The 14,671-nt window shown below is 45.9% G+C and carries 15 protein-coding genes; 5 read left to right on the top strand and 10 right to left on the bottom strand.

What is annotated here, in order from left to right; translation table 11 throughout:
- The first annotated feature begins 1 nt into the window (after position 1).
- Complete coding sequence (gene nqrM / locus R7P74_RS15775) at positions 2 to 211, top strand: (Na+)-NQR maturation NqrM (RefSeq protein ID WP_017635136.1); 210 nt, start codon at positions 2 to 4, stop codon at positions 209 to 211.
- On the opposite strand, the gene R7P74_RS15780 is transcribed toward nqrM, so the two are convergent.
- On the bottom strand, positions 189 to 1,001 hold the full coding sequence (locus tag R7P74_RS15780) for an aminoglycoside phosphotransferase family protein (RefSeq protein WP_318122960.1): 813 nt from the start codon (positions 999 to 1,001) through the stop codon (positions 189 to 191). The two genes, nqrM and R7P74_RS15780, sit on opposite strands and share 23 nt — an antisense overlap.
- Positions 1,002 to 1,188: 187 nt before the next feature.
- Between R7P74_RS15780 and R7P74_RS15785 the strand changes: the two genes are divergently transcribed.
- Positions 1,189 to 1,383, top strand: coding sequence for a hypothetical protein (locus R7P74_RS15785; RefSeq protein ID WP_005373920.1), 195 nt, complete (start codon positions 1,189 to 1,191; stop codon positions 1,381 to 1,383).
- Positions 1,384 to 1,458: 75 nt separating this feature from the next.
- On the opposite strand, the gene fusA is transcribed toward R7P74_RS15785, so the two are convergent.
- The 5 genes from fusA to R7P74_RS15810 all read right to left on the bottom strand — a co-directional run bounded on the left by fusA (position 1,459) and on the right by R7P74_RS15810 (position 8,169).
- Complete coding sequence (gene fusA, locus R7P74_RS15790) at positions 1,459 to 3,483, bottom strand: elongation factor G (protein ID WP_047102779.1); 2,025 nt, start codon at positions 3,481 to 3,483, stop codon at positions 1,459 to 1,461.
- A 293-nt stretch (positions 3,484 to 3,776) separates the two neighbouring features.
- Positions 3,777 to 4,769 carry an N-acetyl-D-Glu racemase DgcA gene (gene dgcA / locus R7P74_RS15795; RefSeq protein WP_225473844.1) on the bottom strand — a complete coding sequence of 331 codons (993 nt, stop codon included), beginning with the start codon at positions 4,767 to 4,769 and terminating at the stop codon, positions 3,777 to 3,779.
- 50 nt (positions 4,770 to 4,819) lie between these two features.
- Positions 4,820 to 5,824: an N-acetyltransferase DgcN gene (gene dgcN / locus R7P74_RS15800; protein WP_005373907.1), complete on the bottom strand. Its 1,005-nt coding sequence runs from the start codon at positions 5,822 to 5,824 to the stop codon at positions 4,820 to 4,822.
- A 101-nt stretch (positions 5,825 to 5,925) separates the two neighbouring features.
- Complete coding sequence (locus R7P74_RS15805; protein WP_005373905.1) at positions 5,926 to 6,807, bottom strand: LysR family transcriptional regulator; 882 nt, start codon at positions 6,805 to 6,807, stop codon at positions 5,926 to 5,928.
- Between the two features lie 153 nt (positions 6,808 to 6,960).
- Complete coding sequence (locus tag R7P74_RS15810) at positions 6,961 to 8,169, bottom strand: MFS transporter (protein WP_225473846.1); 1,209 nt, start codon at positions 8,167 to 8,169, stop codon at positions 6,961 to 6,963.
- A gap of 201 nt (positions 8,170 to 8,370) precedes the next feature.
- Here R7P74_RS15810 and soxR point away from each other — a divergent pair, with 201 nt between their 5' ends.
- Complete coding sequence (gene soxR, locus R7P74_RS15815; RefSeq protein ID WP_005373898.1) at positions 8,371 to 8,805, top strand: redox-sensitive transcriptional activator SoxR; 435 nt, start codon at positions 8,371 to 8,373, stop codon at positions 8,803 to 8,805.
- Between the two features lie 9 nt (positions 8,806 to 8,814).
- On the opposite strand, the gene R7P74_RS15820 is transcribed toward soxR, so the two are convergent.
- Positions 8,815 to 9,210, bottom strand: coding sequence for a DUF2391 family protein (locus R7P74_RS15820; RefSeq protein WP_005373896.1), 396 nt, complete (start codon positions 9,208 to 9,210; stop codon positions 8,815 to 8,817).
- Positions 9,211 to 9,223: 13 nt separating this feature from the next.
- Entirely contained in the window at positions 9,224 to 10,069 is an 846-nt protein-coding gene (locus tag R7P74_RS15825) for a tetratricopeptide repeat protein (RefSeq protein ID WP_005373890.1), read from the bottom strand.
- A 200-nt stretch (positions 10,070 to 10,269) separates the two neighbouring features.
- Here R7P74_RS15825 and R7P74_RS15830 point away from each other — a divergent pair, with 200 nt between their 5' ends.
- The gene (locus R7P74_RS15830) at positions 10,270 to 10,740 is read left to right on the top strand and encodes an ASCH domain-containing protein (protein ID WP_017635141.1); all 471 of its coding nucleotides are present in this window, start codon (positions 10,270 to 10,272) and stop codon (positions 10,738 to 10,740) included.
- Positions 10,741 to 10,794: 54 nt separating this feature from the next.
- Here the strand turns inward: R7P74_RS15830 and R7P74_RS15835 are convergent, their stop codons facing one another.
- Together R7P74_RS15835 and R7P74_RS15840 are read right to left on the bottom strand one after the other, a co-directional pair.
- Positions 10,795 to 11,382, bottom strand: a complete 588-nt coding sequence (locus R7P74_RS15835; protein WP_318122961.1) for a class I SAM-dependent methyltransferase — start codon at positions 11,380 to 11,382, stop codon at positions 10,795 to 10,797.
- Positions 11,383 to 11,472: 90 nt separating this feature from the next.
- Entirely contained in the window at positions 11,473 to 12,990 is a 1,518-nt protein-coding gene (locus R7P74_RS15840; protein WP_171344242.1) for a phospholipase D family protein, read from the bottom strand.
- Positions 12,991 to 13,508: 518 nt separating this feature from the next.
- On the opposite strand from R7P74_RS15840, the gene R7P74_RS15845 reads away from it, so the two are divergent.
- A complete protein-coding gene (locus R7P74_RS15845) occupies positions 13,509 to 14,666 on the top strand; it encodes an efflux RND transporter periplasmic adaptor subunit (protein ID WP_318122962.1) in 1,158 nt (385 codons plus the stop codon).
- The last annotated feature ends 5 nt before the right edge of the window (positions 14,667 to 14,671 follow it).

Raw genomic sequence — 14,671 nt, forward strand, 5'->3', positions numbered from 1 at the left:
TATGGTTTGGTTATTTACCTTTCTTGGTTTTCTCGCAATCATTTTGTTGATGTCACTTGGCGTCATTTTTCACAACAAGCGCATTCAAGGGAGTTGTGGTGGTTTGAATAATGTCGGCGTTGACAAGGTGTGCAATTGTGAAACCTCATGCGCAGAACCTGAAAGGCGTTTATATCAAATCTCAGAGCCTAACTCATCACCTGAGCGCTAAGGCTTTTGGCCCATTGCGGCAAGGTTTGCCGAAACCAGTCCAAATATTTGCTGGTCTGCGGATTCTCTCTGGAGACCAGTATGTTGACTACCTCGACAACGATCCACGCTTTTGCTAGTCCGATATCGCGCGCCAATTCTGTTGTTTCACCTTTCTCTGCGCACTCTATATACTTGCCTGCTACGTTCAAGTAATCATCAAATGTGCCCATGCCCTCGATGAGCGGCGCTAAATCTATCGCGACATGCCCTGTAGAAAAGCGTTCCCAGTCGAACAGCACCAGCTCGCCATTTTCGCGCTGTCCCCAGTTTCCAGCATTCGAGTCTCCGGAGATCAAGTTCTGTCCATCGAAAAGATGCGCCGATCGTTGTTGGAGGTTGTGGAAGAACTGCTCTGTCTCTGAGCCCAGTTCAAGTGTAGCGAGTGCTTGTTGAGTCGCTTGTGGTGTCCACTGGTGGCGGTGATAAACACCATCTGATGTTGGTGGAAGTTGGTGCAGTTTGACGAGTTGTTCAATGACTCGATCATCTTCAAGTAAGAATGCTTGCTCGACTGCGTGGGGAACGTATTCAATGTGCAGAACGTTTTTCTGGTCGTCGAATTGAATCAAGCGCGGTACGTGTATTCCAAGCGCGTTAAACTGTTCGGCATAGCGTTGATAAAACGCGACTTCTATTTGAGTAGGGTTACGTTTTTCTATTACTTGGACGCCATCTTTTTCGATGAGAAAAACTTTGGCACTGCCCATTTGGTTGAGTTCTTGCTGCGACACCGGATTTCCTGTCTTCATGTAGAGAGAGCTCACCTTAATCGCTGCACTCACGTTTGCCAATAGCCACGACAAAGTGCCTCAAAAATATTAAATGCAACTGTTTAAATATGATTTTGTCGTTGGTGTCTAAATTTTACACAGTTACGCCTGTACTCCGATAAATTCGTTCTACGCTTACTATTCGTCTTAATAAAGGAGAACCAAAATGGCTGTAATGAAGCAGGATATTCCAAATCGTGTAACGGTTTACCATGACAATATCGATCAAGAACAAGAGCTGAAAAATGCGATGCTGCCAGAGAAACCGCGCTACTTTAACGGTGCTCCGACTTACAAAGCGAACAGCATCGAAGAGTTTGAAAGCAAAATCAGTCAGATAGGTTTGTCTCTCGATAAATAATTTTTCTTTTACCTAAAAGCGCCCTCAAAATGAGGGCGCTTTTTTGTTTATGTGATTGATTTGAATCTTAGGGAATTAACCTTGTTGTGTACTGCCTTGGCAGACCTGTTTTTGCACTGCTGGTGGCGCAGGCTCGTAATGGCTTAAGGTCATACTAAAGCTGCCTTCACCACCAGTGATAGAGCGTAATCGACGAGCGTAATCTTGCAGCTCGTTTACAGGTGACTTGGCTCTGAGTAAGGTGAAGCTGCTGTCGATTGGCTCGGTGCCTTCGATTAAGCCTCGGTTTCCAGATAAATCTCCAGAAACATCGCCAACGTTCGCGGTTGGGATGTGCAGTTCCATCTGGACAATGGGTTCTAGCACAATAGGATCTGCGTTGTTAATCGCATCTAAAAAGGCTTTCTTACCTGCGATGACAAACGCAATTTCTTTCGAATCGACGGAGTGATATTTACCGTCATAAACGGTGACTTCCACATCCTTAATTGGGTTGCCAGAAATCGCGCCTTCCTCTAACGCTTGCAAAATACCTTTTTCAACAGCAGGAATGAGCGCGGTTGGAATGGCGCCACCCACTACTTTGTTGATGAACTTAAATCCGGCACCACGTTCGAGTGGACGAACCTTCAATTGCACTTCACCAAACTGGCCTGCACCGCCACTTTGTTTTTTGTGTCGATAATGCCCTTCGGCAGGTTTGGTGATGGTTTCAAAGTATTCGACGCTTGGTTGGCAGGTTTCGACGTCCAGTTTGTACACGTTCGCCATCTTTTCTAATGCGACTTTGAGGTGAAACTCCCCTTGGCCGCTGATGATGGTTTCGTTGGTGCGAGCGCGATGTTCGATGCGCAGAGAAGGGTCTTCACTGGCAATTTTATTCAGCACATCTCCTAATTTTTGCTCATCTCCACGCTTAAGAGGCTTCAAGCACAAAGAATACATGGAGTCAGGAAGGTCCAACGTTTTGAGTTGAACTCCATCTTCTTCGTGAGAGTCATGAACGATTGAATCGAATTCGAGATCATCCACTTTGGCTAAAACGCAGAAGTCGCCTGCAAGCGCGCGAGGGATCTCGGTTCTATCTTTGCCCTGCAGTTGATATAAGTGCCCAACTTTAAATGCCTTGTTGCTTTCGCCAATATAAAGCAGGCTGCCCGCATTGATTTCACCCTGATACACACGTAAGTAGGCAAGTTTTCCCATATATGGGTCGACGCTGACTTTGTACACGTGTGCGACGGTGTGCTCTAAGGTTTCGCAATTTACTTTGATTTTTTTGCCGTTCTTTTCCAGTAGAGGAGGGTTACCCTCGTTTGGCATGGGCATGATCTCCGCCAAGGTGCGCAGCAGCAACTCGACGCCCGCGCCGGTTTGTGCTGAGACAAAACAGACCGGAATCACATGTCCAGTTCTCAGTGCTTCTTCAAACGGATCATGCAGTTGCTCTGCGGTGAGTTCGGAGCCTTGTTCCAGATACAGTTCCATCAGTTCTTCATCGACTTCGATGACTTGGTCAATTAAGGTCTCATGAGCTTCATCTACCGTTGCAAGTAAGGTTTCTCGTCCCAATTCTGGTTCGAAATAGCAGTCAACTACAGATTCCCCGTCAGCCGAAGGTAAGTTGATCGGCAAGCAGTGGTCACCAAAATGCTCAACGATGTTCTCCATCAATCTTTCTAACTGATTACCGTGGTTATCGAGCTTATTGATGATGATCATCTGACATTTTTGCTGCTCTTTAGCAAAGGTGAATAAGCGATCGGAAGTTTGGTTTAGTGGGGTTTGAGGGTCGATGACAAGGGCAGATGTTTCAACGGCAGGAAAAACGCTGATAGTACGGCCAAGTAACTCGTTTTGTCCCGGAGTGTCGATGATATTGAGCCGGTGTTTATTCCAGCGCAGTGCGACTGGCGTTGCTTCAATACTGTGTTGATATTGGATGGATTGAGGGTCGAAGTCGGTAACGGTATCGCCTTTTTCTACGCTGCCTAAATGGTGCGTGGCATCGCAGGTGAAGAGCAGTTTTTCTATCAGCGTGGTTTTACCGGTCCCGGTTTGGCCGACAAAAGCGATATTGCGTATTTTGTTGATAGGCATAGAGCCTCCTTGCAAGATGGCGTGAAAAACCTACGAATTGCTAGGAAGTGGGTTGTTATAGAAACCCACGCACTGCATTGGAGTAGGGCGGGATTACCGCCTATTCGTTTTCCACGTCATTTTCCGGATGACTCGATGCATAAGACCACCTTCTTGGACTACTGGAATCTTAGCATGCCTCAATAACCATATAATTTATGTGACTTATTTCATGATGGGGCTGATTGTCTTTTAATCGAGATCATAAACTCAGAGGTTCTGACTTTTGGAGCAAAACCTCTGGATTGTTTAGGCTATTTGGAAAGAACGATTTCGCCGTCGCAATAAACCAAGCTTGGCGTTACATCTTGTCCGAGCAGCACCGGGCCATCAAGATCGACAACGCTTGCCTGAGCTGCAATAGGTAACGCGGCTCGCATCGCCAGCGACGTCCCCAACATACAACCGGACATGAGGCTAAAACCGAGTTTTTGGGCGTCGTCGGCTAATAATAGTGCTTCAGTGAGCCCGCCAGTTTTATCTAGCTTAATATTCACCATTTCATATTTGCCAACCAACTGATGCAATTGCTCTCTGGTGTGACAACTTTCATCGGCGCAAAGTGGAATGGGGTGCGGAATGCTGGCGAGTACGTCATCGCAGTCTTGTGGCAACGGTTGTTCGATCATGGTGATGTCTAGCGGTTCGAGTTGAGCAAATACCGTCGCGAGGTCGAGGCCTTGCCATGCTTCATTCGCATCTAAAACAATTTGCGCGTGCGGCGCAGCATCGCGTACTGCTGCAACGCGATCAAGTACGTGTTCACCATCCAGTTTTACCTTTAGCAGTTTTGCGCCTTGACTAACGTAAGCTTGCGCCTGTTTGGCCATCGCTTGCGGCGTGTCGATAGAAACCGTCATCGCCGTCACAATCGCCTCTGGTAACGCAAAGAGGTCGTTAACCTGCTGCTTGTGGCTCAAAAGCGCGTGAAGATGCCAAAGGGCGCAATCCAATGCATTTCTTGCCGCCCCCGCGGGCAATAACGATTGAAGCTGGCTTTTGAGAACCATGACATCAGCTTCGCCTTTGGCATACAAACTTTGCAGTTCATGTGCGGCGTGAGAAATCGCCTTAATCACCGATTCAACCGATTCACCATAACGAGGGTATGGCGTGCATTCACCTTGGGCGGTCATGCCTCGATGTTCAATTGTCACTCGGACTACGTGGCACTCTGTCCGACTGCCGCGAGAGATGCGAAATGGTGTCGCCATGGCAATCGTGACAGGTTCTACATGAATTTTCATCTCACTAGTTTTCCCTAAACCGCAGTTATTTTCTAAACCGTAAATGTTTCTTAAATCGTAAGGAGCCTATCTGCAACCGCATCAACGCCAAAACGTACAGGGTCGGTGACGGGCACTTGGTATTTGTCGCTCCAATCCTGGCATAACTGGGCAGCATCTTCTTCGCTGAGCGCCGAAGTGTTTAAGCAAATACCCACTAATTGAGCGTTTGGATTTGTTAGGCGAGCAGCGGCCAGATTCGCTTCTATCGTTTGTTCAATGGTTGGCAAGCTCGCATGTGGTAAGTTGCGGATGTGCGGGCGACCAATCTCATGGCACAGTATCAGAGCGTCAGCTTGTGCGCCGTGAAGTAAGCCCAAACTTACGCCAGCAAACGAAGGGTTAAATAACGAACCTTGCCCTTCGATGATGTCCCAATCGTGATCGGTGAACTCAGGGCTGATCGTTTCTACTGCGCCGGAGATAAAATCGGCAACTACGGCATCAATTGAAATGCCACTGCCTGCGATGAGAATTCCAGTTTGACCCGTTGCTTTGAACTCTGCGCGACAGTTTTTACGCTTTAATGTGTGCTCAATGGCGAGGGCAGAGTACATTTTGCCAACGGAGCAATCTGTTCCTACAGTAAGTACTCGCTTGCCTGCGCGAGCTTTGCCATTGCCGACCTTGAGCGGGGCATCATAATGGCGAACATCATACAGTTTGGTTAATCCGCGTTGTTCTAGATCGGCAAGAGGAGAAAGTTCCGCCAAACGTTGGTGCATGCCCGATGCAATTTCAAATCCCATCTCTGCCGCTTCAAGTAAGGTTGCTTGCCAAGCTTCGGGAATGACGCCTCCTGGATTTGCCGTGCCGAGCACCAGCGTTTTTGCTCCTTGCTGCTGCGCTTGTTGTAGTGTCATGTCGGTTAAACCAAGCGATACGGTTTCTGGCGTCAGGCGGATTTGGCCAAGACAAATCTCAGGTCGCCATTGGTATATGCCACGCGCGGTTTTTGCTGCGAGTGGATCGGTTACATCGCCAAGAAAGAGTAGGTAAGGTTGAGCAATTTGCATGATGGTTCCCTTCGTCATCGTTATTGCTCATTAATGTAGCCAGACTGATTTAGGAAACCGAATGCTTATTTGTTAGGCAGGTATAACTTCAGGTTATACCTTTAACCCATCTGTTGTTTTAGGGCGGTGATAAATTGCTTTGTCGCAATGGATTGAGGTGTGTGCTCTGCGAATAAAATAGAGACGGAGAAGGACATATTTGGCTCCAAAGCATGCACGGAAACGGCATTATCTTGGCGATATTGTTTTGCAGTCCAAGGGTCTACAATCGCGAATCCTGCTTCGTTTTTCACCAGTTCAGCCGCCGCGGAGTAGCTGCGGACGGTAATGGCATGTTGATAATGCTCGTCACGCGCTGACAAGGTTTGATGTAACAGCAAGCCCAGAGGGTCTCGGCTATCTAAACCGATAATGGGTAAATCGTGACTGATGAGTTCTTCTAAAGTGACGGTTTTTTCTGTGGGTATCGCTGCGCTTTTAGGGGCAATTAGCGCCAAGTTTTCTTTTAATAACATGTGTCCCATGATCGCTGGTGGCGTTTCTTCACCGAACGCAATGGCGACATCCAGTTCATGTTTCAGTAAACCTGAGCACAGCTCATCGCGATTAGCCGTTGAGAGCTCAAAGGAGATGCCGTGCTCTTTCGACAGCAACGCGACAGTCGGCGCTAACAAGTGTGCGGCCAAAACAGGCGGAGCACCGACTCGTAAATGTTGAGTTCCCTGTTTGACTTTGTTGGTCAGAGAGCGAAATTGTCCGAGTTGTTGATAGACTTTTTCAGCCTCTGGCAATAAGGCTTTGGCTTCTTGAGTTGGAACGAGACGGCCCTTTACACGCTCAAATAAAGCGAAGCTCAGTTGTTGTTCTGTATGGGCGAGAACTCGAGTGACATTAGGTTGGGAAACGTGCAGTAAGCGAGCCGCGCCTGACACCGTTCCTGCTTGCATAATGGCGTAAAAGACTTCTAATTGCCTTAAGTTCACTGCGATTTCCCTCTGCTCATGTTGGTCACCTCAGAATACCCAACCTTGCTGATAAGCGATAGAGGCAAAAGTGCTGGCGTAAAAATAGGAAGACGATGTTGGTTGCCTTCCTATCTCGCTTTTTCAATTTCTCAACTTCTCAATTTCTATGCTTCACTTTGCTGCTGCATGAAGGGGCAGGTCGTTAAACGGCTCGACGTCTCGACTGAGTAATCCCATCAAAATCACTGCTAACACCATGACAGCAGCTGCGATTGCAAAACCGTATTGTGTTAGTTCGTAATGACTCAATATTGCAATCAGGACGTAACTGAGAGATTGAATGGTGGTGGCAAACATGCTGATGCCGCCATCGACGCGACCTCGTTGATGAACCGCTACGGTGTGATGCATCCAGTTGACTCTCGCAATGCGATTTAGCGCGTTAAATACGCCAAACAGCGCCGTAAACAACAAGATGATCTGCGGGCTCATCGTAAAACTCATCCCGATAAGCGCAAAAGAGACCATAACCATCGAAGCGAACATAATGTGGCTATGGGAGGCACGGTTTAGCACTTTGGTGACAATAAAGCCGGTTAGCAACGAGCCGAGGCCAAAACTGATGTTGAACCCTGCAAACCAATCGCCAGAGATGCCTTGTTCAGAAAACCAAATCGGCACCAGTTTGCTCAAATACGTCAATGCAGGATAAGAGAGGCAAGAGAGCAGAATAAAGCCATAAAATCGGGGTTCGAGACGGAATATTTGTTTGCTCTCTTTGAGTTGCGCGATGAAAGCAACGGATTTTGATGCCCTTAATTGTTGAGTATAAGGCGTCAGAATATAGAACATCGCTGCTAACGCAGAGGCGCTGGCCGCAAACAAAGCAAACTCTTTCATGCCCCACACTTCAAGCAAAACAATACCCAACGCGCCAGCTCCGAGGGTCGTGGATTGCATTACAATTTCTTGCTGACCCGAAATTTTCGCATACTCATGGTGCTGATAATTTTCTTGGGTGAAGGCATTGTTGGTCGTCCATGCAAAATTACTCGAAACCCAATACACCAATTGCGCAAAAGCCAGCAACCAGTGTGACTCAAACCCTAACCAATAAGCAATGAACACCACCAAAGCCATACCCGATTGAAACCATTGATTGAGCACGAGTAGTACTTTGCGTGAATGTCGGTCAATTAAAGTGGAAAAGAAAGGCGTTGCTAGAAAAGAAATCGCGGTGCAGATCAGAGAAACTAAAGCTACGAAAGTGCCCATGTTAGGTTCGGAAAGCATGACCCATGGCAGCGCCATCATGAATAAGCCAGAGGAGATACTGTCGAAGAAGCGGCCAGCTAAGTACGGCTGAGTTTTATTTTTCATTATGTTTGCCTCTAACTCCCGATGGATTTCAAAAGGTTGATGTCCAACTGTCTTGTGGTTAACAACCAAGTCGTTCGCGCTGAACACATTATCTTGAGATCGCCGGGGTTTAGCGTTAATTAAGATGGTGCAACTTTAAAACCTCAAGTAAACTTGAGGTAAAGCGTTTTTTTAACAAAATTGATATACAGGGAGTCAAGGATGGAAATCAGCGTAGGAGAAGTGGCAAAACGTTCTGGAGTGAAAGTATCTGCCCTACATTTTTACGAGCAAAAAGGACTGATTTCGAGCTGGAGAAATCAAGGTAATCAGCGTCGCTACCATCGCAGTGTGTTGCGCCGTGTTGCGGTGATCAAAGCAGCGCAGCAAGTTGGGTTGTCGTTAGAAGAAATTAAACATGCGTTAGATGAACTGCCGAAACACCAAGCCCCTAACAAAGCGCAATGGGAAGAAATGGCAAGCCATTGGCATGAACAGTTAGAACAAAAGATTCAAAAACTTAAAGCGTTGCAAAACGATTTAGGAGGATGCATTGGCTGCGGGTGCTTGTCGTTAGAAACCTGCGCACTGCGAAACCCAGAAGATGTATTAGGGAAAGACCACTCGGGGTCGAACTTAACGTTAGAAGAAGAGTAGCGATTATCTCTATTCTTTGTCGAAACTGTCGACTACGATCGCGCCCATCGAAGCAGGCATTGTGATGACGATAACGCGCTTTATCGCAACCAAAGGCTCATTCATGAGTGGCAGCTTATCAAGACAGAAAAGAACTAACGCTACCACAACGGCCGCAATGAGGTACGCGATAACCACACGAAAAATAAAGATGGATACGCGATTCTTGATGTGGCTTTGAAACACGCTTTGATACGCGAAAAAACTGAGGAAAATGACAGAAAGACTTAACAGCATGAGCAAGTTTGCCATTGGTAGGCTCTCACCCAATCGCCACGCTTCCTCCGAAAATGAGATCGGGACTGCTAGGGCAAAAGCGCCAACCAATACTTGGCTAGCGTCTTCTAGATTAAAGTGGCTGCTCATGCTGTTTATTCCATTATTCGCTTGCTAGATGTAAGAGCTTTTCAAAACGCTCATTACCGTGCAGCAATTCGAGGTCTCGTTCTTCGGCAAGTAAATCACGAATGGATGGGCTGTATTCAATTGCGCGTTCCAAGTCTTCAATAGCTTGCTCTTCGATACCAAGGCGAGAGTATGCACACGCGCGTTGATACAGTGCAGGGCCGTTGGTGTAATCGACTTCAAGTACGCGGTTACAAATGCTAAGTGCCCAATGGTATTCGTTGATTTCCATCGCTGCGTCGGCTTTGTACGTCAACGCTTCTAAATCACCTGGACGAATTAACAAGATTTCATCATAGATTTCGATACGTTGCTCTGGAGTTTGAGAGCTTTGTGCACGTAGCCATAAGTTATGGATCTCGTTGATTTTCTCAATTTCTTTGTTGTTTTCACTGATAATGCGAGTTTTGCGTTTTAAATCTCGCTCAAGGGCGACAAACTTTTTCTCGTATTCTTGGGCGATCTTCTCCAATCGTTTATCAGCCATCTCTTTGGTGTTGTGTTTAAACTCACGCAGAGATTGCCATCCGACAAAGGCAATCAGCGATGCGACACCAGCAATGATGTAGAAGAAGTATGTAACGGTCACGTTGGCATAGTTCAACGATTTATCTGCGACCGTTAGCTCGCGATCGGTGATCTCTGTGATCATTCGCTTTTCTAGGCTTTGATAGTCCTGACGCAGCGCTTTTAGTTCATCTAAAATATAGCGTTCCATTAATGGTCTATCTAACAGATCCGATTCTGAATACTTTTCCTCCGATGCCATTGTTGGCAAGGCAAGTATCAGCGAGAAAAAAATACCAATAAATAAGCGCATATAACGTCCTTTCACGAGAAGAGTACAGATAGACCATGCAACAATAGCAAATAGCACAAACGTTTAGCAAAGTTATTACAAAAGAAATAACAGTCGTCTACGTAGAAGTCATATTCTTGTTGTTTTTCAGTTTGTTCCTGGTGGTTATTTGTTGTGATATCTTTTATCCTCCTTGCGAATTTATGATTAATGGAGTGAGCATGGACGCGCGAGCTAAGGATTACTTAGAACAATTCCTAGAATTATTATCACCAGAACAAAGGGAAGCTGTACCATCAGTCAGTGCTGACTATTATTGTGCCGATGAATACAACGCGAATGTATGCGCAGATTTGGTTCGTATTGGACAGAAAACTGCATCGTGCAGTTTGGAGCTTTGGTATCGAGAGCATGGTGAAATCATGCCCCAAGTCGGTCATTTACAAGTAGTGACGAATTGGGATGGGGACCCGGTTTGCGTGATACGAATTACTGACGTAAGTACATGCAAATATGAGGATGTAACCGCAGAGTTTGCCTTCGCAGAAGGCGAAGGTGATAGAACCTTAAACTGGTGGCGTGATGCACATACTGCATTTTTTAAAGCTGAATGCGATGAGTTGAACATCGATTGGCATGAGAAACGTACGCTGGTTTTAGAGCGTTTTGAAGTGGTGTATCCCGTCAATTAATCTCTGATAGCAGCACTGATTTGAAGTGCTGCTTTCTTTACTGAGAGACCATTTTTAGCGCTTTCGAGCGGTCACACTAAACATGTGCCAATGTTTTTGGCTTCCGACTACAGTGGTCCCGTCTTCATCTCTTTCATGCAATGAAATAAGGTCGTAACCTTCGAATAAGCTTTCCACTTCCTTTTTTGTTAATGCGGTAATGTTTGGGTGCATTTCGGAGGTAACCCAGGAGTCTTTCACTCCCAAGAAATCGCCGCAGAAGATACCGCCCGGTTGTAATGCGCTGTCTAATTTTGTCCAGACTTGTTTGAAGCCTGTGTCAGGGCAAAAGAACAAACTGGCATTTGCGATAACCAAGCTGCACTTAGGGTAATTAAATTCAGTAAAACAGCACTGCGAAACCGAAAATCGTTTATTACCTTCAAAGCGTGTTAAACAAGTTTTTACTGCATCTTCATTGCTATCACATGCGTGAACCTTAAATCCCTGTTCGAGGAGAAAGTGGCTGTCTCGACCTATTCCGCAGCCAATATCGAGAGCGACTTTGCCTTCTATCTTAAGTAGGTTCAGGGCATTTTCCACGTTTGGGCGGTGAGGTTGGCTTAAAATCTTCTGATAGTATTCATTCCATTGCGCTGGCATTGAACTTCCTTATGTTGGTTGTGTCCCCTGCCCAAAACTAGCGTCCATTTTGTTTTGCTTGACTGGGGAGGTTTGCAGTATTGGCAGCTGTTATAGCTGATCTTCAATCGGTAATATTCCGGAGAACCAAGCGCCCATTTTTCGCCATACTCCTGCTTCTGGTTCGGAGTCGTATTCTTCGCCTGTTTTTACGTCGATCCAGACAATGTCCCCGTCGCGCAGAGTTAAGGCGTAGGCGTTACTCGACAGTTGATTCGGCAGTTGTTCTAGAAACATTTGCACATATTCTGGCTGTTCGATAACAACGGCCATTTCGGTATTCAAAGCTGCCGAACGTGGGTCCCAGTTCATTGAACCAACGAAAAGTGTTTTGTTATCAATCGTCATTGCTTTAGCGTGTAAACTTGCTCTGCTACTCCCCGTGAGGCTCCACTTACTTTTGAGTTTTGCGCTCGCTTTTACTTCCCAAAGCTTGATTCCAGCTTCGAGTAGATCTTTTCGATATTTTGCGTACCAACCATGCACGGCAAACACATCGTTAGACGCGAGGCTATTGGTCACAATCGTGATATCAACGCCTCGCTTGGCCGCGTTACTTAATGCTTGAGTACCTACTTTAGTTGGAACGAAATAAGGAGAAATGAGCACAAATGAATCCTCAACACTTTTAACCAGTTCCGACAAATTATCAATAAGTTGGCTCTCTCGGGTTGCGACTTTATCGGGCAGATCAAACCATACTTTCGCTTCTCCCCAGTAGAGCTTGAGTTTGCCTTGTTTTAGATCTTGGTACATATCCAGTTGTGTGAAGTCATAGCGGCCGGTTGAAAACTTTTCCTCTAACCGGAGTTTATTGACCTGCTTTTGAATCGCTTGGTCGGTAATTTGCTGTGAATTCGGTGTAATCCATTCCATTGGTATCGCATAGGCGCTATTCCAGTAGAGGTCGAACTGATCGGCAGTTTGTTGTACCGCCTCACCATAGAGCAGAAGATCAAAATCACCAAACTCAACTTGCGATTCAAAAGAGAAGTATTCATTGCCGATATTTCTACCTCCGACAATGGCGGAAACACTGTCTGCAATCAGAGACTTATTGTGCATACGACGATTAAGACGTTCAAAATCGCTAGCAAGAGCGAACCAACGGGAGTCGCGATACTGATGCGGGTTAAATAAGCGGATTTCTATATTAGGATGTGCATTGAGGGCAGCCATCACATCGTCGTTTCGCTTTTGCATATCGTCAAGCAACAGCCTTACTCGAACACCACGCTTTGCCGCTTCATACAAGCGCCACGTTATTAGCTGACTCGTTTCGTCACCACGGTAAATATAGTATTGAAGATCAAGGCTTTTCTGGGCGGACTCGATCAAAGAGGTTCGAGCAAGAAGGGCATCGTGTCCCTGATTTAACGGTGCAAAGCCAGTTATGGACTTAGGGTCTCTCCCGTAAGCTTCAAAGTACTGCGCAAGAACAGAATCCTTTTGATAACCGAGCTGAAAGCTGGTGGACTTTTCACTGGCGTCATTCAACGATACGGATGAGCATGCCGATAAAATAGTGAGCAGCGAGGGGAAGAGCAACTTGGCGAGTGTTTGTAACAAAGCACATTTCCTTGTCTTACAGAGTGTTACCTACTCCAAATTATAGACTTAAGCTGACGCCACATGCACCCAGAACCGTTTGATAACGAGCGATTAATCAATGAATTGCCATAGAGCCTGCACTAAGTTCAACTTTTAGAGCGCAGATAATCATTTATTTTAATTATCATTATGGCCGTATTGGTCATAATCACTAATATCTGGTGATTATGACCAATAGCACACTGGATAAAATAATGCTTTTTATATAACCATATGATTTTTAATAAATAAATGCTTGGCATGTCATTTGCTGTTTAGAACAAAAGTTAAGTCAGAGCAACTTGCGCAGTTGGTTAATTTTTTGTTAATTTTATTAACTTTGAATTGGCAATAACTATCTAGTTCGCTGCTTAAAAGACTAGGCAAGCGCCGCTTTGATGTTTATTCAAATTCAATTCTCTCATCACCATGCTTACCGGGAGCAATGGACTGAATAAAAGTGTGGTGTTGAAAACAACAATAAAAAAGGATTTTCGATGTTAGCAAAACCCATATTACGTTGGCTTTTACCCTTCGTCGTCGTTGGAGGCTCTTATGCAGGATATGCTGCAATTGCCGCAACTGCGCCGGAAAAAGAGTCAACCAAAGATGCAATTACAGAACCTACTGTTCAGGCTTCTTCTCTTTTTCCTACTGATCACAAAGTGGTGATTACCAGTCACGGTGAATTAGTCCCTTTTGAAAAAACACACCTTTCCGCGCAAGTCAGTGGTGAAGTGATAAGTTGGCACCCGAATTTTGTAACGGGTGGCATCGTGAAACGAGGAGAGGTTCTTTTCACAATTGAAAGCGACAACTATGAAGCGTCGGTTTTACAAGCTGAAGCCGATTTAGCTAGTGCACGCGCAAACTTGATTGAGGAACAAGCGAAAGCCGAAGTGGCAAAACGTCAGGCAAAGAGACTGAGCGATAAGCAAGTGACGGATCTGTATTTACGCAAGCCTCACGTTTTGAGCGCACAAGCCCTAGTGAAGTCGGCTCAAGCGGCACTCAAACGAGCAAAAAGAGAGTTAGAAAATTGCAAAGTCGTTGCACCTTACGATGCGCTGGTTGTTGAGCGTGATATTGGTGTTGGTCAATTTGTTACATCTGGTTCTCGAGTTGCCACGTTAAACAACATCGAAGTGGCAGAGGTGCACGTACCCATTGCCGGTTTTGATAGTGCATTTTTACCCGAATCCATTGGTGAACTCACTGCGACAGTGACGCAGCAAGGTGTGTTTTCTACCACTAGAGAAGGTCGAGTAGTTCGTGATTTAGGCATGATTGATAGTGCTACCCGAATGATTAACATGGTCATTCAAATCGCGGACCCATACGGTGTCGATAACCAGCAGCCTCCAATTAAATTCGGCTCCTACGTTGAAGTGAGCTTCACTGGTAAGGAACTTAAGCATATCTATCGCTTACCACAGGAATTAGTTAAAAACCGTACCGTGTGGGTGGTGAATGGCGATAATCAACTTCAACCCAGAACTGTCACGGTTTTGAGAGCAGAAGGTGAGTTTTTGCTGGTGGGCGAAGGTTTAGAGCAAAGTGATAAGTTGGTACTGACCTTGCCCGAGTACCCTCAAAAAGGCATGGCGGTACAAATCGCAAAAAAGAGTGACGACTCCGAAACCGTCGTACAGTAAGTAGG

The organism is Vibrio sp. 2033 (assembly GCF_033339735.1).

Excerpts from the sequence above, each read along its gene's own strand:
- dgcA (WP_225473844.1), bottom strand. The coding sequence starts at position 4,769 with ATGAAAATTCATGTAGAACCTGTCACGATTGCCATGGCGACACCATTT.
- R7P74_RS15785 (WP_005373920.1), top strand. The coding sequence starts at position 1,189 with ATGGCTGTAATGAAGCAGGATATTCCAAATCGTGTAACGGTTTACCAT.
- R7P74_RS15820 (WP_005373896.1), bottom strand. The coding sequence starts at position 9,210 with ATGAGCAGCCACTTTAATCTAGAAGACGCTAGCCAAGTATTGGTTGGC.
- R7P74_RS15780 (WP_318122960.1), bottom strand. The coding sequence starts at position 1,001 with ATGAAGACAGGAAATCCGGTGTCGCAGCAAGAACTCAACCAAATGGGC.
- soxR (WP_005373898.1), top strand. The coding sequence starts at position 8,371 with ATGGAAATCAGCGTAGGAGAAGTGGCAAAACGTTCTGGAGTGAAAGTA.
- R7P74_RS15810 (WP_225473846.1), bottom strand. The coding sequence starts at position 8,169 with ATGAAAAATAAAACTCAGCCGTACTTAGCTGGCCGCTTCTTCGACAGT.
- R7P74_RS15845 (WP_318122962.1), top strand. The coding sequence starts at position 13,509 with ATGTTAGCAAAACCCATATTACGTTGGCTTTTACCCTTCGTCGTCGTT.
- R7P74_RS15835 (WP_318122961.1), bottom strand. The coding sequence starts at position 11,382 with ATGCCAGCGCAATGGAATGAATACTATCAGAAGATTTTAAGCCAACCT.
- nqrM (WP_017635136.1), top strand. The coding sequence starts at position 2 with ATGGTTTGGTTATTTACCTTTCTTGGTTTTCTCGCAATCATTTTGTTG.
- R7P74_RS15825 (WP_005373890.1), bottom strand. The coding sequence starts at position 10,069 with ATGCGCTTATTTATTGGTATTTTTTTCTCGCTGATACTTGCCTTGCCA.
- dgcN (WP_005373907.1), bottom strand. The coding sequence starts at position 5,824 with ATGCAAATTGCTCAACCTTACCTACTCTTTCTTGGCGATGTAACCGAT.
- fusA (WP_047102779.1), bottom strand. The coding sequence starts at position 3,483 with ATGCCTATCAACAAAATACGCAATATCGCTTTTGTCGGCCAAACCGGG.
- R7P74_RS15830 (WP_017635141.1), top strand. The coding sequence starts at position 10,270 with ATGGACGCGCGAGCTAAGGATTACTTAGAACAATTCCTAGAATTATTA.